Source organism: Mycobacterium sp. BMJ-28 (assembly GCF_054404835.1).
Genome location: NZ_CM136783.1, coordinates 3,373,503 through 3,392,168, shown reverse-complemented (window position 1 = coordinate 3,392,168; position 18,666 = coordinate 3,373,503). Strand labels below are relative to the sequence as shown.

The following is an 18,666-nucleotide window of genomic DNA, read 5'->3' as shown; positions in this document are numbered from 1 at the left end:
CCGTGAGGCTACGGCCGTACCGCGACACCGCGGATCATCGTGGCACGCGAGTGCGACAGTGCGCGGTCGGTGCCGAGTCCGGCGAGGATGTTCTCCGGGATCCATTGCACACCGATGACGCAGCGAGCCATCGCCTCGGCGTTCGGCCCGGCCATCCGGATCTCACCCGAGCGGACACCTGCCGACAGCATCGCTTTCGTCTGGCGCACCCGGGTGGTGAACGACCATCCCGGGTCGGCGATGTCGGGCGGGGACTGCCGCATCCAGGCCAGTTGGATGCGAAACTCGTCGGCGTACTTGTCCAGCGCGTTGATGTTCAGCCAGCTCAGCGCATCGAGCTTGGCCAGCGGCCCGGAGTCCGACCGCAGCACTTCGGTCCACCCGTCGCCGACCTTGTGACCGAATTCCATCATGATCGAAGTCAAAAGCTCATCCTTGGAACCGATGACGCGGTAGACGGTGCCGATGCCGATTCCGGCCGCCGCGGCGATATCGCGGATCGTCGTCATCTCATATCCGCGTTTGCCGAATTCGCTTCTCGCCGCCGCCCTTACGTGCAGGGCCTTGCTCCCGGCGTCGGGTGGCGCGCTGTCGATCCAGCTCTTGATCACCTCGCCGGCCGCCGCGAACGCCGCCGACCGGTTCAGGTCGGTGTCGGAAGGCTCACCCGTGGCCAGACCGCGCAGATAGATCTGGCACATCAGCGCGGCAACCTCGTCGCTGCCCGCCTTGTGCCGGATCATGTCCAAGCCGACGTGCAGCAAGCTCTGGCATATCCGGTCGGCGACGGTGGTCAGGTCGATCTCGGGCCGGATGAGACCGCTGCACTGCCCGGCGCCCAGCAATTGCCGCATCGCCGACTGGATACCGTCGGGGCGGCGCCGGGTGAGCGCAGCCAGGCTCGGATCGGCGCTCGGCCCTTCGTAGAACGACATCTGCAGCGCCGCACGGTGTGTCACGGCACAAGCTGCGATGGCACGCCCGAGGGCGAGGATCTGCTTCTCGATCTCCCGCGAATCCGGCTCGTCCGGGCCGTCGAGGGCGCGCTCACCGATCCGGTCCAGGTCGGCGTGGTACCACCGGGTCAACTCGGCGAGGATGGCTTCCTTGGATTCGAAGTGGTGGTACAGGCTGCCGGCCAGGATGCCGGCGGCGTCGGCGATCTGTTGCAGCGAGGCACGCAGACCCGATACCGCGATGACGTCGTTGGCGGTGCGCAGAATCTCGGTCCGGCGGGTGTGAGCGGGGGAGTCTGCCATCGGTTCCCCTCCTGTCCACCTCCATGACGGTCTCAGCTGCCGAGTGTATGACCTGTGCCGGCCGGGCCGGTCTGGACGGTGAGCCGCAAACGCGACGTTCTCTTGACTGCCCGTATGCGGCACACCTAGCGTCTGGGCAACTATTCGAGAGCATCTCTCGACTATTCGAGAACACAAGGGATGGCCATGTGCGACGGAGGCACCAGGTGAACGACGACCGCGCCGACATCTCCGATGTCCTCACCCGGTACGCCACCGGGATCGACCGCCGGGACTGGCCGCTGTTCCGCACCGCTTTCACCGAGGACTGCGTGCTGGACTACGGGGAGATCGGCACCTGGCAGGGCGTGGCAGCCATCACCGAGTTCATGGACCAATCACACGCCATGGCCGGTCACACCATGCACCGGCTGACCAATATGGCGATCACCGTCACCGGAGACACCGCGACCGCACGCACATATGTCGACGGCCTGATCCTGGCCGCCGACAACGCATCCGGAGTCAATGCGATCGGCTTCTACGACGACGAGCTCAGCCGTACCGTCGACGGCTGGCGGATCGCGCGGCGCCGATTCACCCCGGTCCGCATCGTCGCGGTGGCGTCATGAGTTTCGTGGACCGCTACGGTCCATGGGCGGTGGTGGCCGGCGCCTCCGACGGAGTCGGCGCGGCGTTCGCCGAGGGCTTGGCCGAACGCGGCGTGAACGTGGTGCTGCTGGCCCGCAGACAGCATCTTCTCGACGAGGTCGCCGACGGTATCCGAGCCCGCACCGGCGCGCAAACCCGAACGCTGGCAGTCGATCTCAGCAAGGACGGCGCCACCGCGACGATCGCCGGTGCCACTGCGGACCTGGAGATCGGCTTCCTGGTCTACTGCGCGGGTGCCGATCCGATCTTCCAGCCGTTCCTCGATCAGCCGGTCGGTGCCGCCGAAGCGATGGTGCAGCGCAACTGCATCGCGCCCCTGCGCCTGTGCCATCACTTCTCCGCGCCGATGGTGGCCCGCGGCCGGGGCGGCATCGTGCTGTTCGGATCCGGCGCGGGCTTCGCCGGCGGCCCGAACATGGTCGCCTACGGCGCGAGCAAGGCCTTCGACATGGTGTTCGCCGAAGCGCTGTGGGCCGAACTGCACGACAAGGGCGTCGACGTCGTCGGCCTGATCCTCGGCAAGACCGACACCCCGGCTCTGCGCGCGCTCGAGCACGCCAGGGGACTGCTGGCCGACACCGACACCGCGCCACCGGATGCCACGCCCGTCGGCGACGTCGTCGACGAGGCGTTCGCCAATCTGACCAACGGCCCCACCGTGCTGGTGGGCGAGCAGATGAAGTCCGTTGCGCCACTGCTCGCGTCGATGACGCGAAATGAGGCCGTCGCCTTGATCACCGCCGCCAGCGCGGCAACGATGGGATGAGACCGCGCTAGGGTGCCGCTATGGCGAGTGCGAGCAGTGACATCTGGGAAGTGCTGTCCACAGCGCGGACCATCCGCCGGTTCACCGACGAACCGGTGGCCGACGAAACCCTGGCCCGCTGCCTGCGGGCCGCGACTTGGGCGCCGTCGGGAGCCAATGCCCAGTGCTGGCGGTTCGTCGTGCTGCGCTCGCCGGAAGCCCGCGCCGCAGTCGCCCGAGCCGCCGCGCACGCCCTGTCGGTGATCGAGCCGGTCTACGGGATGACCCGCCCGGACCCCGAGGACACCGCACCGGCGGCCCGCAACAACCGGGCCACCTACGAATTGCACGACCTTGCAGGGGAATTCACCTCGGTGCTGTTCGCCCAGAAGAAGTTCCCGACGGCGTCGGAGCTGCTGCTCGGCGGATCGATCTTCCCGGCCATGCAGAACTTCCTACTCGCGGCGCGGGCGCAGGGCCTCGGTGCCTGCCTCACCAGTTGGGCCTCCTACGGCGGTGAGTCCATCTTGCGCGCGGCCGTCGGCGTTCCCGACGACTACCTGTTGGGCGGGCACATCGTCGTCGGTTGGCCCAAGGGCCGGCACGGCCCCCTGCGGCGCCGGCCGCTGCGTGACGCCGTCTACCTCGACCACTGGGACACGCCGGCCGATACGGTGCTCGGGACGCACTGAGGGCCACCAGAACCACCGGCCCAACAACACGACGAGCGACGGCAGCACGAAGGTCCGCACGATCAGCGTGTCGATCAGCAGCCCCACACCGACGGTGAGACCGATCTGCGCGACGCTGGTGACGGTGCTGCCCATCAGAGCCAGCATGGTGATGCCGAAGACCAGGCCGGCGGTGGTCACCACCCCGCCCGTGGCGCCGAACGCGCGGATCAGGCCGATACGGTCCCGGCCCTCCTCCCGGATCCGCATGGCAAGTAACAGGTTGTAGTCGGCCCCGACGGCCACCAGGGCGATGAAGCTGATCGGCCCGACCACCCAGTGCAACGGAACGCCGATGAGGTGCTGCCAGATCAGCACGCTGGCGCCCAGCGCCGCACCGAAGGACACCGCGACGGTGCCGACCACCACCAGTCCGGCGACCGGACTGCGCAGCAGCAGTGCCACGATCGCGAAGATCAGGGCCAGCGTGGTGACCGCGAGCAGGATCGTGTCGTGATGTACCAGAGCCTGCAGATCGTGGGTGGCGGGTCCGGTGCCGGCCAGGTACACCCCGGTCGGCATCAGCGTGCCCTCCTTGGTGGCTTCGGCCACGGCCGTGTCGATCAGCGTTGTGCGGGCGGCGCCGTCGTTGCCCCACACCTCACCGCGGCCGTACACCATCAGATACGTCGCACGTCCATCGGGTGAAATCAACTGGTCCAGTGCCGCTTTGAGCCTCGGATCGGCCAGGGCCCGATCCGGCATGTAGAAGCCGCCGGCCGCGCTGCCTTGGAAAGCGACCGCCGCCTCGCGCAGGTAGTCGGTGAGGGCGTGCAGACGCGGCCCCAGCTCGCCCAACTGTCCGCGCAGCTGCGCCATCGCCCCGCGCGCCCGGCCGATCGACGACGACATGGCATCGATCGCCGCGGGTATCTCGGCCAGCGCTCCGGTGGCGGCGGCCGACCCGTCGCCCATCCGGTTCACTCCTGCCGTCAGCACGGCGGTACTGGTTTGCACTGCATCGACGGGGGCCAGCACCCGCGCCGCCACCGCACATACCGGGTTGCCCGGGCAATCCGGTGTCGAGGCGACGAATCCCCGCACCGGATCCAGGTAGCCGGCCGTCTCATCGACGGTGCGCTGCAACGTCTCGGTGCCGTGGCGCATATCCGCCGCAGCCGCCGACACTTCACCCAGACCCGTCGCGCTGCCCTGCAGGCCGTGACGCATCCCGGTCAGCGCGGCGCCCATTCTGGCCAGCATCCCGTCGAACTCGGCCAACCCGTCCAGCCGCGCGACGATGTCGTCGACGCCGCTCCCGAGCTGCTCGCCGATCACACCAGCCTGACCGGACAGGGTGGCCTGCTCCGGGACGGTACCCGACGGCCGGCTCGCGGACTGGACAAGTCGCACACCGGGTATCGCCATCAGCGCACGGGTGACGCGCTCGATCGCGATCAGCCCCGCCGGATCACGCAGGTCGTGATCGGCGGCGACCGTCACCACCGTGGGCAGCAGCTGATTGGCGCCGAAATGCAGGTCCACCGCGGCGTACCCGCGATTGGACTCGGCCCCGGCCGGCGGCGCCGAGGTCTCGTTCCACCCGCTGCGCAGAGTCGCGACGGGCAACGCCAGCACCGCGACGGCACCGATCGCGGCGACCAGCACCGGCCCCGGCCAGCGTGCCACGGTCGCCCCGATACGGCGCCAGCGCCGACCGGTACGGTCCGACATCGGGCTGACCGCGGTCCACCGCGAGGACAGCGACGTCAGCGCCGGCGTCAAAGTCAGCGCCGCGCACATCGCCACGACAATGCCTATGGCACAGGGTATTCCAGCACTACGAAACACTGCCACCCGAGCCAGCCCCAGGCAGCTCAAGGCCGCCGCCACGGTCAGTGCCGACCCGATAACCACCGGCGCTATTCCCCGGCATGCCGCGGTCAGCGCCACTGTCGGCTCCTGCCCGCGCCGCAAGCCCTCCTGATGGCGGCCGGTCAGGAAGATCGCGTAATCGGTTCCCGCACCGAGCATCATGGCCGCGACGAGTGCCACCGAGAACATCGACACCTCGATGACCTCGGCGGCGCCGAGGGCGGCGACGATCGGCCGAGCCACCGCAAGCGCCACTCCCACCGACAGCAGCGGCACCGCGGCGGCGATCACCGAGCGGTACACCAGAAGCAACAGCAGTGCGATCAGGCCGACGGTGGCCGCGGTGATCATCAGCAACTGCCGGTCGATGGCCGCGAACTCATCGGCGATGGTGGCGCCCGGCCCGGTGACGTACACGGACAACCCGTCCGGCGGCCCGGCGCGAGCAGCCATCTCGCGCACCTGACGCACCGCGTCGGAGGCCGGCGTGGTGCCCAGGGCGCCGGCCAGCCGGATCATCAACGTCACCGACCGCCGGTCGGCGCTGACAGCAGCCGAGGAGGTCAGTGGGTCCGACCACAGGTCGGTCACCGTGTGAACGTGCGCGATATCGGCGCGCAACGCGCCGACCACCCGATCATAGAATTGCCGATCCGCCTCTGATAGTGGGCTGTTTCGTTCCAGCACAACATAATTCAGATTGTTGTCGGGAGCGTCCCCGAACAAGGCGCCGGATCTCTCCGATGCCACCGAACTGGGTGCATCGGCGGGCATGAACGCGCGGGCGTGCCTGTGCACCACCTGTTCCAGTTGGGGCACCCCAAGATTGGCCGCCGCGGCCACGACGAGCCACACCCCGACGACCAGCAACGCACCGCGGGTTGACACCAACGCCGACCATTTCATATGCCTAGACGCTAGGAAGCGGCCACCGGCCGGCGCGTCGTCCCGAAGGCCGAACGACGCCTCCTACCGTGGTAGGAATCCGAACCCGACCGCAGCATGATGGTCAACGCCGCCGCGTGGCCCTACCATTGGCCGATGCGCTCAGCGGTGCCCGAGTTCGTGCGTGTGCGCCTACGGCGCCGCGGCGAGTTGATCCCGCTCGGGTTCAACTGGGGGTTCGTGATCACCACCGACGTGGCGATGGTCCTCATCGTGTTGGGCGCCACCGTGCAGCGCCCGCACACCGACCATCTGGTGGCGGTGCCTGTCGCGATAGCGGTCGCGTTGTCCCCGCTGGTGTTGTTCTTCTGCACCGGCATGGGTTTCAGTCCGCCGCTGATGTGGGCGACCTGGTCCGCCGCCGGGGCGATCATGCTGTTCGCCACCTCCACTCCGATCCCGTACGACTTCGCTCCCTTGCTGATGGTGCTGATGGTGGGTGCGGTGACAGCGTCGGCCAGTCTGCGCACCGGCCTGCTGGCCACCGCGTCGACCATGGCCATCCTGCTGATTGCCGGGGCACTGCATCGCCTGGACGGGGTCGGGCTGTACGTGTGCATCCTCGGTATGGGGTGGCTGTGCGGCTATCTGATGCACCTCCAGCAGCAGTTGCACGCCGAGCAGCATGCCGCACAGGATGCCCTGGCCGAGCACGCTGCCGCGGACGAACGCCGCCGCATCGCCCGCGAGGTGCACGACGTGATCGCGCACTCGTTGTCGGTCACGTTGCTGCATCTGACCGGGGCCCGGCGCGCGCTGCAACAGGATCGCGATATCGATGACGCCGTGGACGCGCTCACCGACGCCGAGAAACTCGGCCGGGAGGCAATGGCCGATATCCGGCGCACTGTCGGGCTCTTGGACGAGGCGCCGATGAAAACCGCCCCCGAACCCGGTGTCGATGACATCGCCCGGCTCATCGACGATTACACCGGCGCCGGACTGAACGTCATCCTGCGCACCCAGGGCTCCATCGACAGGGTGTCGGCGGGAACCGGACTGGCCCTGTACCGGATAGCGCAGGAATCACTGGCCAATGTCGCCAAGCACGCCCCGGATTCGAAATCGTCGGTGACGCTGACGACCACGCACGACCACGCCGATCTGTCGATCGTCAACGAGTCCCCGGTGGCCGTGGCCGCGCGAACGCCCCCCGTCACCGTCGGCAGGGGAGTGCGTGGGATGCGGCAGCGGGTCGAGTTGCTCGGCGGGGTGATCGACATCGGTCCGACATCGCGGGGATGGTGCGTGCAGGCCAGGATCCCACTGCACGACGACACCAATCGCAAGTGGTGCGGTTCGTGACGGCCGGGGAGCGGCACGCATGAACGCCAGCGAGAAGCCGAAGGCGGATCGCGCATGAGCGTCAGCGAGAAGCCGAAGGCGGATCGCGCATGAACGCCGATATCGCCGTCCTGCTCGTCGATGACCAGGACCTGGTGCGGTCCGGCCTGCGCCGGATTCTGCGCCGCAAGGACGGGTTCGTGATCGTCGCCGAGTGTTCCGACGGTGACGAGGTTCCCGGCGCCCTGGCACGGCATCAGGTGGATGTCGTGGTGATGGATCTGCGGATGAAGCGGGTGGGCGGGATCGAGGCGACCGGATGCGTGACCGCGGCGGGCGGCCCGCCGGTGCTGGCGCTGACCACTTTCAACGAGGACGAGCTGCTCTCGGGGGCGCTACGTGCGGGAGCGGCCGGGTTCGTCTTGAAGGACTCCTCGGCCGAGGAGCTCATCCGGGCAGTGCGCGCGGTGGCGCAGGGGGACAGCTATCTGGACCCCGCGGTCACGTCCAGGGTGCTGAGCACCTACCGCAGGGCGGCAGATACGCCCCGGCCGACCGTCACCGAGCTGACCGGCCGCGAGCTCGACGTCCTGACCCTCATCGGCAAGGGCCGATCGAACACCGAGATCGCCGAACAGTTGTTCATCTCCGGTGTCACCGTCAAGAGTCACATCGGCCGGATCTTCGACAAGCTGGGCCTGCGCGACCGCGCCGCGGCCATCGTGTACGCCTACGATCACGGCATCGTCACCCCGCTGTAGGGCTGCGCTTCGGCACGGCGCGGGCCCTGTGCGACGATGCGCCAATGGCACGTCCGTTTCACTTCACCCAGACCGAGCAGGACACCTACCTGCCCACCGAGTACGCGCAGAGCCACTGGGGTGCCGACCACCTCAACGGTCCCGCGCTCGTCGGGCTGGTGGCTCGGGCCCTGGAGTCGGCGTTCGGAAGTCCGGAGTTCCTGCCCGCCAGGCTGACGGTCGACCTTTTCAAGGCCGCTCGCGGGGTACCCACCACCGCCAAACTGGCTTCGGTGCGCGACGGCCGCCGGGTCCGCAACGCGGAGTGCGAACTGGTCCAGGACGGTGTCACGGTGGTGCGCGCCACCCTGGTCCAGTACCGGCTGTCGGAGCCACCGCGGGGCCAGGAGTGGGTCGCGCCAATGACTTTCGTCGGGCCGCAGGGCCGCGACGAAGACCGGGGTATCGGCATCGGCAGCGATGCCGTGGGGTGGACGGACGCGATCGCCGATCACCAGAACACCTCCCGGAAGCGGTTCGTCAATCGCACCATCGACGTACTCGACGGCCGAAGCAACTCGCCGTTCGTCCGCGCGGCGATGGCTGCCGAGGGCACCAGCCTGGTCACCAACCTCGGCACTGCCGGTGTCGGCTATATCAACGGGGACCTCACCGTCGCGCTGTGCCGGCTGCCGCAGGACGACTGGATCGGGGTGCAGGCCGACTCGCACTGGGCCGCCGACGGCGTCGCGGTGGGTACGTCCACGCTTTTCGACGGCGCGGGGGCCTTCGGCTCCGGCATGGTCACCGCCGTGGCCAACCCGGACGCACAGATCGACTTCGCCGACGACCCGTTCCCCGAGCGCACCCGCTGAGATCGGCCCGCAGCAGCGAGCTGATCATGCCGGTACCGCCGCGGTGTCACGGTCCCACGCCCGGTGCAGGCCCAGCGCGGCGACGAACTGTTCGGCGAAGGCCTCGGGCAGCTCATCGGCGGCGGCTGTGGTGGAGATGACGCCCCGCTCGGACACGACCTCGGTGGTGTCGGCGAGCGACTCGGCCAGCCCGGCGATCCGCAGCAGGTCGATACCGGCGCCGAATGCGGCGATCGGTTTCAGGTGCCGATACGCCTCGGTGAGGAAATGCACGGCGTACCCGTCCCGGGCCAGCGCGTCCACGGCGTCCGGGCCACAGGGCACCAATACCGCGTCGTACAGCACCGACCCCATCGTGGTGACGCCCCGGTCGACGGCAAGCTCACCACCGGATCCGCCGCGCAGGGATCCACCGGCCACGGGGGCCAGCACCTCGACCACCGCACCCGCGGCGCGCAGCGCGGTGATCGCACGCTGGGTCCCCGTCACGTCCACGCCGTCGGCGGCCAGGACCGCGATCTTGCGGGTGGCGACGTCGCCGGGTGGCTGGTTGAGCTGGGACAGCGCCGCAGAGACCTGCACGTCGGGTGTGTCCGATTCGCCGGCGGGCGCGGGCAGTCCCAGCCGGGCGGCCACCCGCGCGGCCAGCTCGTGGTCGACGAGGTCCAGTTGCTCGACGGTACGTTCCCGAATTCCGGTGTCCGCGTCCACCTTGCCGAGTTCGAAGGCGAAGCCGTCCACGATGTGGTCGGCCTCGACCTCGGACATGCTCTGCCAGAACAACTTCGCCTGCGAGTAATAGTCCTTGAAACTGTCGGCGCGCTGTCTGATCTTGTGCCCTTCGACCCGCTCCGTGTAGTGCCGGAACACGTCGGCGTCGGCCAGCGCCGGGCAGCCACCGGCCAGGGTGTTCTTGTGGTAGGCGGTAGTGCCCTGGGCGATGGCGTGCTGGCCGTAACCGTCCTGCTGGTTGGTCCGCACCTCGGCGACGGGCCGGTTGACCGGCAGCTGGCTGAAATTGGGGCCACCCAGCCGGATCAGTTGGGTGTCCAGGTAGGAGAAGTTGCGCAGCTGGAGCAGCGGATCGTTGGTGAAGTCGATGCCGGGCACCACATTCGCAGTGTGGAACGCGACCTGCTCGGTCTCGGCGAAGAAATTGTCCGGGTTTCGATCCAGCACCATCCGCCCGACCGGGATCACCGGAACTTCTTCCTCTGGGATGATTTTGGTGGCGTCCAGCAGGTCGAAGGAGAACGTGAACTCGTCGGATTCGGGCACCAACTGCACACCCAGTTCCCACTCCGGGTACTGGCCGGCCTCGATGGCCTCCCAGAGGTCGCGACGATGGAAGTCGGGATCCTTGCCCGAGATCTGTTGGCATTCTTCCCACAGCAGGGAGTGCACACCGAGCTTGGGCGTCCAGTGGAATTTGACGAAGACCCCAGCGCCCTCGGCGTTTACCAGCCGGAAGGTATGTACGCCGAATCCTTGCATCATCCGGTAACTGCGGGGCAGGGCTCGGTCGGACATCAGCCACATGATCGCGTGCAGGGTTTCGGGCTGCATGGACACGAAGTCCCACAATGTGTTGTGCGCCGACGCCGCCTGCGGTATCTCGTTGTGCGGCTCGGGCTTCACCGCGTGCACGAAGTCGGGGAACTTGATCCCGTCCTGAATGAAGAAGACCGGCACGTTGTTACCCACCAGGTCGTAATTCCCTTGCGCGGTATAGAATTTCGTGGCGAAGCCGCGGATGTCGCGAACGGTGTCTGCCGATCCCCGCGAACCCGCGACGGTCGAGAATCGGACGAACACCGGTGTCCGCAGCCCGGGGGTGGTGAGAAACTGCGCGGCCGTGAAGTCGGCCAGGGAATCGTCGTAGGGCTCGAAATACCCATAGGCACCGGCGCCCCGGGCATGCACCACACGTTCCGGAATGCGCTCGTGGTCGAAATGAGTGAGCTTCTCCCTGGCATGGAAGTCTTCCAGCAGCGAGGGGCCGCGCGCACCGGCGCTCAGCGTGTCCTCGTCGTGGTCAACCCGAACGCCCTGTTGCGTGGTGAGATAACCGCTTCCACGCTTGAACCGAACCGCATCGAGCTGCCGCTGTTTGGCGTCGTCCACACTGCTTCCTCTCTCCTGAAAAGCAATGCACGAGTACCCGGGGACGCTTTCTTCAAACGCGACTGGTGGCGCTATGGCAGGCAGGTCGCGGCGTCCGCGATCGTGGCGCGCATGTTGCGCTCCATCATCTGCAGCGCGGCTCGCCCCAGATCGGGGTCGATATGGGCAACGGCATCGGAGGGAACGACCACATCGAAATGGCGCACGTATCCGTCCAGCGCGCTGTAGAGGATGCACTGCTCGGTCACCTGACCGGTGAAGACGAGGGTCGTGGTACCCAGCCGCTGCAGCAGGTAGTCCAAGGCCGTCGCGTAGAAGACGCTGTGCCGCACCTTGGTGAGGAACAACGCGTCCGGTTCGGGCACCAGCGGCGTGACGAGCTCGGGGCGACGGCCGCGTACCGCGTTCTGCACGATGTCGTGGGTAGTCGCGGTGAAGTCGCCGTGATTGTCGTTCACGTAGACGACGTCCACCCCGTCGTTGGCTCGGGCGTCGTCGACCAGTGCGGCCAGGGGGTCGACGATGCGGGCGACGTTGGATGCCAGCTCGTCGGCGTCATCGTGTCGGTAGTCGTTGAACATGTCCACCACGAGAAGGGCACAGTCGCTCATCCGAACCGGATACCCGGATAACAATTCGGTCACACGATAGATCACGGGCAGTTAAGAATCGGCGGTCGATCCTAAGGGCCGTTGAGGATTGCCGGGACATTCTGCGCAGCCCCTCACCGCCCGGCGCAAAATTGCGACCGAGCTCACGGCCGTTTGCTGTAACGCTCGAAAATGCTGCCCGCCACTGCAGTTCGCGGTGTTTGAGGTCTACGTATGGTGGAACTCGGGTCGGGTCCCGAAAACAGAAGCGACTCGAAGGAACATCTGCTGATCATGAAATTGAAGTCTGCGCATCGAATCACCTTGGCGGCACTGGCGGCCGGTGGCGTTCTCGGCACCCTGGCGACACCGGTGGCGTCGGCCGATCCGGTCGACTGCAGTCCCGCCGCCGTCAACGCCACGGTGCACTCAGTCACCGGCGCCGCACGCGGCTACCTCAATGCTCACCCCGGCGCTGACCAGGCGGTTTCCACGGCCTACACGCAACCACGGGAAGTCGCGGCGACGAACATCCGGACGTATTTCACCGCCAACCCGGCGGAATATCACGACCTGAAGGGAATCCTCGCGCCGATCGGGGACACCCAGCGCGCGTGCAACGTTCCCGTTCTCTCACCCGAATTGGCTTCGGCCTACTCGGAATTCATGGCCGGCTGACGGGCTCAACCCTTGACGACCTGCGTCCCACCGGCCAGGTCGTCATGGGCGCCCTGCCGCCACGGGCTGTTCTTGATCGAGACGGCGATCACCACATACGCGACGAACGCCAGCAGCGCACCGACATAAGGGATCGCGGCCAGGAGCGTGAAGGAGTTGCGGATCGCCGACTGCTTGAGGTCGGGATGCGGCCGACCGTGCGGACCGCGCACGTGCAACCGGAGAAGCTTCTTGCCGGGTGTCCAGCCGACCGACACCTCGAATGCGACGAAGTAGATGAAGGTGAGCACGCCCGAAAACAGGCCGGTGACAAGGATATTGGATAACGAATCGAGCGACACCACCGCGAATGCGCTGGCGACGTGCACGATGATGCCGTCGATCAACCGGGCGAAAAAGCGGCGGCCGAGGTTCCCGGCCACCGCCGGCTGGGGCGCGTGGCTGCGCCACGGTTGGGACACCTGATCACCGCTGGTCATGTGATCAATCTACGCAGGGCGATGGCGGGGCCACCAGGCTCGACCCATCCCGACCCCCAACCATCCACAAACCATGAACGGTATGTCCGTGAATATCACGTGGACATGAACATTCTGGGTGCCGTTCAATGCAGATATGAGCAGCCCCACCACCCGACACGGCGCCTTCATGGCAATCGCCGCCATGTGTTCGGTGCAGCTCGGTGCCGCGATCGCGGTCGGGCTCATCGACGACATCGGAGCAGAGGGCACGGCGTGGTTGCGACTGGCGTGGGCCGGCTTGCTCATGCTCGCGCTGGTGCGGCCGCGCCGCGCGGCCTTCACCCGGTCGGCGTTTCTCACCTGCCTGGTGCTGGGCGTCGTGACCGCGGGGATCACGCTGCTGTTCATGCTGGCCCTGGCCCGGATCCCGATGGGTACGGCGAGTGCCCTGGAATTCCTCGGGCCGTTGGGTGTCGCCGTGGCGAAGGGGTCGGGCCGGCATCGCCTGCTCTGGCCCGGACTGGCGGCCGCGGGCGTGGTGCTGATGACCGAGCCGTGGGCCGGAGCCGTCGATCCGGTGGGGGTGCTCTATGCGCTGGGATCGGCGGTGTGCTGGGGGATGTACATCCTGTTGACCCAGCGGGTGGGGGATGAGGTCGCCGGCATCACCGGCCTGGCGGTATCCATGCCCGTTGCCGGCCTCGTCGCGACCGCGGTAGCCGGTCCCACCGTGTTCGGCCGGCTCACCCCGGAGATCCTGCTGATCGGGGTCGGCCTGGCCATCCTGCTGCCCATCATCCCGTTCGCACTGGAACTGTTGGCCCTGCGCAGGCTCAGCACCGCCGCGTTCGGCACGCTGATGAGCCTCGAGCCCGGCTTTGCGATGCTGATGGGGTTGCTCATCCTGCACCAGGTACCTGCGCCGCCGGCCGTGGTCGGCATCGTCGCGGTGGTCGCGGCCGGTATCGGCGCCGCTCGCTCCGGTGGCCGGAGCGAGCCGCACGGAACGCCGCCCGAGGTTAGCCTCGATGCATGTCGAACGGAATCTTCACCAATCCAATGACCCGCGGCCTGGTCCGCAACCTCAACAGGCTCGCCATCGGTCTGACCACCGTCCCCCTCGTCGGGGACGTCGTCGGACGCAGCCTGGTCGAGATCCGCTACACCGGCCGTAAGTCCGGACGCACTTTCCAGACACCGGTGAACTACCGGGTGTCCGGCGATCAGGTCACCATCGCCGTCATGGCGCCGGACGCCAAGAGTTGGTGGCGTAATTTCCTCGGCGACGGCGGGCCCATCACGCTGCTGAACTTCCGCGGGGCCGACCGCACCGGACATGCCGTCGCCACCCGCGACGACAAGGGCCGCGTCCGGGTCAGCGTGCAGCTGACCTAGACCTCGATCCGCTTGCGCCGGTAGAGCGTCCCCGCACCGAGCAGGATCAGGCTGATCACCAGGATCGCCGTCGCCAGCACGTTGATCTGTGGTGGCACAGCCGCTTTCACGGCAGCATTCACATACAGCGGGTAGGTGACGGTGGAACCGCTGACGAAGTAGGTGATGATGAAGTCGTCCAGCGACAGCGCGAAGGACAACATGCCCGCCGCGATGATGCCCGGAACTATCAGGGGCAAGGTGACCTTGAAGAAGGTCCGGCCCGGGCCGGCACCCAGATCCATCGAGGCGTCCTCGAGGGTCCAGTCGAACCCGCGCACCCGGGCCCGCACGGTCATCGCGATGAAGCTCACCTCGAACGCGACGTGCGCGATCACGATGGTGGTGTAGCCGGCCGCCCAGTGCAGATCCAGGAACAGCGTCAGCAGCGAGGCACCCATCACCACTTCGGGTGCGGTCAGCGGCAGCACCATGAACGTGTCGACGGCCTTGCTGCCGCGAAACCGCTGACGCACCAACGCGATCGCCAACAAGGTGCCGAGCACCAGCGCGATCAACGTGGACACGAGCGCCACGTTGAGGCTGAGCTTGAGCGCGTCCACCAGCGCGGGATACTTGAACGGGTGCAACCAGTTGTCCAGGGTGAAACCCTGCCACGTGTAGTTGAACTTGCCCGCCGGATGGTTGAACGAGAAGAGCACGATCACCAAGATCGGCAGGAACAGGTAGAGCAGCACCAGGCCGGCGATGATGCGCAACACCAGGTCGCCCCATTTCGGCCTGGCCCGAACCGGTTTCACCACGGACCGGTCAACGGTGGCCGTCATACCAGGTCCTCCGTGCCCAGGGCGCGGGTGTACAGCAGCACGCCGATGAGGATCAGCACCATCAGTCCCAGGCTGAGCGCCCCGGCCACCGGGTAGTCCTTGACCACCAGGAACTGCTTCTGGATGACATTGCCGATCATCGTCGTCTGGGTGCTGCCCAGATAGTCGGCGTTGATGAAATCGCCTACCGCGGGGATGAATACGAGCATGCTGCCGGCCAGCACACCGGGCACCGACAGCGGCAGGATCACCTTGCCGAAGCTGCGCGGCCCCGAGGAGTACAGGTCGCGGGAGGCCTCCAGCAGACGGGGATCGATCTTCTCCAGGCTGACGTAGAGCGGCAGGATCATGAAGATGATCCAGTTGTAGATCAGGCCACCGATCACCGCCCAACTCGTCGACAGCAGCCGTCCCTCGCTGGGGAGCAGGCCGATGGTGTTCAGCGCGCCGACCACCCAGCCGTCATCGGCCAGGATCGTCTTCCAGGCCAGCGTGCGGATCAGGAACGTGACGAAGAACGGAAGGATCACCAGACCCAGGATCAGGTTCTTGAACCGGCCCGCCTTGAAGGCGATCACATATGCCAGCGGGAAAGCCAACAGCAGGCAGACCACCGTTGCGACGGCCGCGTAACCGAACGACCGCAGGATCTGATCCTGATACAGGTCGAACGCCTTGGTGAAGTTGCCGAAATTCCAGTCGAAGGTCAGCGTCGGCAGGTACACCGACCCGCCAGAGCTGGACAGCGAGGTGCGCGCCAGCGAAAACAGCGGCACCACAAAGAAAACCGCGAGATAGGCCAGCGCGGGCAAGATCATCAGGTACGGCGCGATCTTGCTGCGCTGGCGACTGCTGGAGGCGACTCCGGCCACTATGCTCCTCCCATCCGCGCAGCCATCCGATCAGCCGCCGGTGACAGCGGCGTACAGGGTGTTGAACTCCTGGGTTTGCTCGTCGGTGAGCGCGGCCCAGGTCTTCAGCTTGGCCTGGATGTCGGCCGGCGGGTTGATCAGCGGATTCGCCGCCAGTTTCGGATCGATCTTGTTCAGTTCGTCGGTCATGTCCGAGAGCACCGGCACGTACTGGGTGAAGGCGATCAGTTTGGCGTAGTTGGCCCGGTCGTACACGTAGTTGATCCACGCTTCGGCGGCCTTCTGGTTTTGCGTGGTGTACGGGATCACCTGGGTGTCGATGAACCAGTCGCCACCGGATTCCGGAACGATGAACTTCAGATCGGGGTTGTCGGCCTGTAGCTGCACGACGTCACCCGAATACGCCTGCGCCACCGCGATATTGCCGGCAGCGAGGTCGTCGGCGTAATCGTTTCCGGTGAACCGGCGGATCTGGCCCTTGTCCTTCTGCTCGCGCACCAGGTCGACGGCCTTGGTGATCGACTCGGTCGACGGGTTCTCCGGCGAATTGCCTTGGGACTGCATGATCATGCCCAGTCCGTCCTGGACATCGGACAGCAGGCTCACCCGGCCCTTGAACGCGGGATCCCAGAGGTCGTCGATCTTGGTGATATCGCGCTTGGTGGCGGCCTTGTTGTAGGCCAGGCCGACCATGCCGGTCATGTACGGCGCGGTGTACTTGCGGCCGGGATCGCCCGCCTCGTTGAGCAGGTCGGGCCGCAGGTTCTTGCGGTTGGGTACACCGGCTTCGGTGATCTCGTTGAGCCAGTTCAGGCCCTTGAGGCGCAACGCCATGAACTGGGTGGGGACCACCAGGTCCGCACCGATGTCCTGCTTACGCGACAGCGGCTCCTTGACCTTGGCGAACCACTGCTCGTTGTCGTTGAAGTCTTCCTTGTAGTCGACGGTCAGACCACTGGCCTTCTGGAATGCGGCGACGAATCCGTCTGCCATGTACAGCGGCCAGTTCGAGACGCGCAGGGTGCCCGTGGCCGGACCGCTGTCCGCAGTCGCGCTCGTCGACGACGATGAGGTGCTGCTGTTCGAGCCGCACGCGGCCAGGAACGACGGCCCCAGGATCGCGGCCGCGGCGGCGGCGGCACCGCCACCGATGAGGCGCCGCCGGCTGGTCCGGGCGGAACCCAGGCGGGAGAGCAGGCGAGGGTCGATCTCGTTGGACATGCGGGACCTTTCGTGAAATCAAACAGGTTGGGGGAGAGAGCTACTCGACGCAACGACCGAATGGCTACGAGTCGTCGAGCATCTCCTCGAGGTCCTCGGTGGTGGGAATGTCGCCGGCAGGCAGCACCAGGGAGGCCTCCGGCGACCAGCTCACGTGCACCTCGTCACCCGGCCGCAGCAGGGGCAGGTCCTGTTCGGGCCCGACGTGGGCCACCACGGTGGAATCATCGGGTGCGACGAGGGCCAGTCGCACCACGGGCCCCTGGAAGGTCAGGTCGCGCACCGTGGTCCGCACCGACACCACGTCTCCACCCGGTGCCTCGATGCTGACCCGGACCCGCTCCGGCCGGATCATCAGCGTGGCCTGGCCGCCGGCCTCGATCGCGGTGTCACCGGGGCGCGACTTGAGCGTCGAGCCGAGCACCTCGATCTCGACGAAATCGCGGTTGGCGCGGCCGGTCTGGCGACCCGCCCACAGGTTGGCCTGACCGATGAAACCGGCGACAAACACCGTGGCGGGCCGATCGTAGATATCGGTGGGGGTGCCGATCTGTTCGACGTTGCCGGCGTTCATGACCGCGATCCGGTCACTCATCGTCAGCGCCTCTTCCTGGTCGTGGGTCACGTAGATGAACGTGATCCCGACCTCGCGCTGGATGCGCTTGAGCTCGAACTGCATGGCGTGGCGCAGCTTGAGGTCGAGCGCGCCCAAGGGCTCGTCGAGCAGCAGGGCGCTGGGGTAGTTGACCAGGGCGCGCGCCAGGGCCACCCGTTGCTGCTGGCCGCCGGATAGCTGCGCGGGTTTGCGCTTGGCGAAATCGGTGAGCCGGACGATCTCCAGGATCTCGTCGACGGCGCGCGCGGTTTCGGCCTTGTCTTTCTTCGCGCTGCGCGGGCCGTAGGCCACGTTGTCCCACACCGTCATGTGCGGGAAGAGCGCGTAGTGCTGGAAGACGGTGTTCACATTGCGCTTGTGCGGCGGGACCCTGGACACGTCGACGCCCTCGAGACGGATCGCCCCCGAGGTCGGCGTCTCGAATCCGGCGATCATCCGCAGCGTCGTGGTCTTGCCGCAGCCCGAGGGGCCGAGCATGGAGAAGAACTCTCCCGAGCCGATGGTGAAGTCGGCTTCGGCCACCGCGACGTAGTCGTCGAAGCGTTTGGTCACGTGGTCGATCTCGATGACCGGGGCCGCCTTCGCAGACGTGGCTCCGTCCTCGCCCGTCGCGTGGTCAGCGGCGGTGGTGTGTGTGCCGGTCAGGACCGGACCTCCCTCGGCGTCGTGGTCGATGCGTTTCAACCTTGGTGCATCGCGGGGGCCTTCGCAAGCGATTCCGCAACGAATTTACATTTTGACAATGGAATCCATAGGCGAGATCGGAAATATTGGCAGAATCCGGCGCGCCGATGGGTTCGCGTCCCGTCATCGGTGGTGAGGGATGAGCCTGCTCAT

At 66.9% G+C, this 18,666-nt stretch carries 17 protein-coding genes and 1 pseudogene; 9 read left to right on the top strand and 9 right to left on the bottom strand.

The features are described from left to right. Positions 1–8 precede the first annotated feature (8 nt). Positions 9–1,259 carry a TetR/AcrR family transcriptional regulator gene (locus ACXPWS_RS16870; protein ID WP_458707764.1) on the bottom strand — a complete coding sequence of 417 codons (1,251 nt, stop codon included), beginning with the start codon at positions 1,257–1,259 and terminating at the stop codon, positions 9–11. 206 nt (positions 1,260–1,465) lie between these two features. On the opposite strand from ACXPWS_RS16870, the gene ACXPWS_RS16865 reads away from it, so the two are divergent. The 3 genes from ACXPWS_RS16865 to ACXPWS_RS16855 are packed head-to-tail and all read left to right on the top strand — an operon-like array spanning position 1,466 to position 3,347. Then, positions 1,466–1,870: a nuclear transport factor 2 family protein gene (locus ACXPWS_RS16865; protein WP_458707763.1), complete on the top strand. Its 405-nt coding sequence runs from the start codon at positions 1,466–1,468 to the stop codon at positions 1,868–1,870. After that, a complete protein-coding gene (locus tag ACXPWS_RS16860) occupies positions 1,867–2,676 on the top strand; it encodes an SDR family NAD(P)-dependent oxidoreductase (RefSeq protein ID WP_458707762.1) in 810 nt (269 codons plus the stop codon). The genes ACXPWS_RS16865 and ACXPWS_RS16860 overlap by 4 nt, the downstream gene beginning before the upstream one ends. Positions 2,677–2,696: 20 nt before the next feature. Continuing rightward, positions 2,697–3,347, top strand: a complete 651-nt coding sequence (locus tag ACXPWS_RS16855; protein ID WP_458707761.1) for a nitroreductase family protein — start codon at positions 2,697–2,699, stop codon at positions 3,345–3,347. On the opposite strand, the pseudogene ACXPWS_RS16850 reads toward ACXPWS_RS16855, so the two are convergent. Then, positions 3,342–6,107, bottom strand: a pseudogene (locus tag ACXPWS_RS16850) (MMPL/RND family transporter); the annotation flags it as partial. The gene ACXPWS_RS16855 and the pseudogene ACXPWS_RS16850 sit on opposite strands and share 6 nt — an antisense overlap. Positions 6,108–6,242: 135 nt before the next feature. On the opposite strand from ACXPWS_RS16850, the gene ACXPWS_RS16845 reads away from it, so the two are divergent. The 3 genes from ACXPWS_RS16845 (at position 6,243) to ACXPWS_RS16835 (ending at position 9,045) form a co-directional block, all read left to right on the top strand. Continuing rightward, positions 6,243–7,451, top strand: a complete 1,209-nt coding sequence (locus tag ACXPWS_RS16845) for a sensor histidine kinase (protein ID WP_458707760.1) — start codon at positions 6,243–6,245, stop codon at positions 7,449–7,451. An 89-nt stretch (positions 7,452–7,540) separates the two neighbouring features. Next, a complete protein-coding gene (locus tag ACXPWS_RS16840) occupies positions 7,541–8,191 on the top strand; it encodes a response regulator (RefSeq protein ID WP_458707759.1) in 651 nt (216 codons plus the stop codon). 44 nt (positions 8,192–8,235) lie between these two features. Continuing rightward, entirely contained in the window at positions 8,236–9,045 is an 810-nt protein-coding gene (locus ACXPWS_RS16835) for an acyl-CoA thioesterase domain-containing protein (protein ID WP_458707758.1), read from the top strand. Positions 9,046–9,069: 24 nt separating this feature from the next. Here ACXPWS_RS16835 and ACXPWS_RS16830 read toward each other — a convergent pair whose 3' ends face one another. Continuing rightward, entirely contained in the window at positions 9,070–11,169 is a 2,100-nt protein-coding gene (locus tag ACXPWS_RS16830) for a catalase (protein ID WP_458707757.1), read from the bottom strand. Positions 11,170–11,240: 71 nt separating this feature from the next. Then, entirely contained in the window at positions 11,241–11,780 is a 540-nt protein-coding gene (locus ACXPWS_RS16825; RefSeq protein WP_458707756.1) for a cysteine hydrolase family protein, read from the bottom strand. Between the two features lie 273 nt (positions 11,781–12,053). On the opposite strand from ACXPWS_RS16825, the gene ACXPWS_RS16820 reads away from it, so the two are divergent. Then, the gene (locus ACXPWS_RS16820) at positions 12,054–12,437 is read left to right on the top strand and encodes a heme-binding protein (protein ID WP_458713567.1); all 384 of its coding nucleotides are present in this window, start codon (positions 12,054–12,056) and stop codon (positions 12,435–12,437) included. 5 nt (positions 12,438–12,442) lie between these two features. Here ACXPWS_RS16820 and ACXPWS_RS16815 read toward each other — a convergent pair whose 3' ends face one another. Further along, entirely contained in the window at positions 12,443–12,916 is a 474-nt protein-coding gene (locus tag ACXPWS_RS16815; RefSeq protein ID WP_458707755.1) for an RDD family protein, read from the bottom strand. A gap of 136 nt (positions 12,917–13,052) precedes the next feature. Between ACXPWS_RS16815 and ACXPWS_RS16810 the strand changes: the two genes are divergently transcribed. After that, positions 13,053–13,961 carry an EamA family transporter gene (locus tag ACXPWS_RS16810; RefSeq protein ID WP_458707754.1) on the top strand — a complete coding sequence of 303 codons (909 nt, stop codon included), beginning with the start codon at positions 13,053–13,055 and terminating at the stop codon, positions 13,959–13,961. Continuing rightward, positions 13,931–14,293, top strand: coding sequence for a PNPOx family protein (locus ACXPWS_RS16805; RefSeq protein ID WP_458707753.1), 363 nt, complete (start codon positions 13,931–13,933; stop codon positions 14,291–14,293). Before ACXPWS_RS16810 ends, ACXPWS_RS16805 begins: the two co-directional genes overlap by 31 nt. On the opposite strand, the gene ACXPWS_RS16800 is transcribed toward ACXPWS_RS16805, so the two are convergent. From ACXPWS_RS16800 to ACXPWS_RS16785, 4 genes are all read right to left on the bottom strand, one after another. Beyond that, positions 14,290–15,120, bottom strand: coding sequence for an ABC transporter permease (locus tag ACXPWS_RS16800; RefSeq protein ID WP_458707752.1), 831 nt, complete (start codon positions 15,118–15,120; stop codon positions 14,290–14,292). The two genes, ACXPWS_RS16805 and ACXPWS_RS16800, sit on opposite strands and share 4 nt — an antisense overlap. Further along, a complete protein-coding gene (locus ACXPWS_RS16795; protein WP_458707751.1) occupies positions 15,117–15,992 on the bottom strand; it encodes an ABC transporter permease in 876 nt (291 codons plus the stop codon). Before ACXPWS_RS16795 ends, ACXPWS_RS16800 begins: the two co-directional genes overlap by 4 nt. Before the next feature lie 30 nt (positions 15,993–16,022). Continuing rightward, positions 16,023–17,213, bottom strand: coding sequence for a polyamine ABC transporter substrate-binding protein (locus ACXPWS_RS16790; protein WP_458707750.1), 1,191 nt, complete (start codon positions 17,211–17,213; stop codon positions 16,023–16,025). Positions 17,214–17,277: 64 nt separating this feature from the next. Next, positions 17,278–18,381 carry an ABC transporter ATP-binding protein gene (locus ACXPWS_RS16785; RefSeq protein WP_458713566.1) on the bottom strand — a complete coding sequence of 368 codons (1,104 nt, stop codon included), beginning with the start codon at positions 18,379–18,381 and terminating at the stop codon, positions 17,278–17,280. Positions 18,382–18,666: the final 285 nt, after the last annotated feature.

Bases quoted from the DNA above. Each gene is read 5' to 3' on its own strand.
- ACXPWS_RS16870 (WP_458707764.1), bottom strand. From the start codon at position 1,259: ATGGCAGACTCCCCCGCTCACACCCGCCGGACCGAGATTCTGCGCACC.
- ACXPWS_RS16860 (WP_458707762.1), top strand. From the start codon at position 1,867: ATGAGTTTCGTGGACCGCTACGGTCCATGGGCGGTGGTGGCCGGCGCC.
- ACXPWS_RS16855 (WP_458707761.1), top strand. From the start codon at position 2,697: ATGGCGAGTGCGAGCAGTGACATCTGGGAAGTGCTGTCCACAGCGCGG.
- ACXPWS_RS16845 (WP_458707760.1), top strand. From the start codon at position 6,243: ATGCGCTCAGCGGTGCCCGAGTTCGTGCGTGTGCGCCTACGGCGCCGC.
- ACXPWS_RS16840 (WP_458707759.1), top strand. From the start codon at position 7,541: ATGAACGCCGATATCGCCGTCCTGCTCGTCGATGACCAGGACCTGGTG.
- ACXPWS_RS16835 (WP_458707758.1), top strand. From the start codon at position 8,236: ATGGCACGTCCGTTTCACTTCACCCAGACCGAGCAGGACACCTACCTG.
- ACXPWS_RS16825 (WP_458707756.1), bottom strand. From the start codon at position 11,780: ATGAGCGACTGTGCCCTTCTCGTGGTGGACATGTTCAACGACTACCGA.
- ACXPWS_RS16820 (WP_458713567.1), top strand. From the start codon at position 12,054: ATGAAATTGAAGTCTGCGCATCGAATCACCTTGGCGGCACTGGCGGCC.
- ACXPWS_RS16815 (WP_458707755.1), bottom strand. From the start codon at position 12,916: ATGACCAGCGGTGATCAGGTGTCCCAACCGTGGCGCAGCCACGCGCCC.
- ACXPWS_RS16810 (WP_458707754.1), top strand. From the start codon at position 13,053: ATGAGCAGCCCCACCACCCGACACGGCGCCTTCATGGCAATCGCCGCC.
- ACXPWS_RS16805 (WP_458707753.1), top strand. From the start codon at position 13,931: ATGTCGAACGGAATCTTCACCAATCCAATGACCCGCGGCCTGGTCCGC.
- ACXPWS_RS16800 (WP_458707752.1), bottom strand. From the start codon at position 15,120: ATGACGGCCACCGTTGACCGGTCCGTGGTGAAACCGGTTCGGGCCAGG.
- ACXPWS_RS16790 (WP_458707750.1), bottom strand. From the start codon at position 17,213: ATGTCCAACGAGATCGACCCTCGCCTGCTCTCCCGCCTGGGTTCCGCC.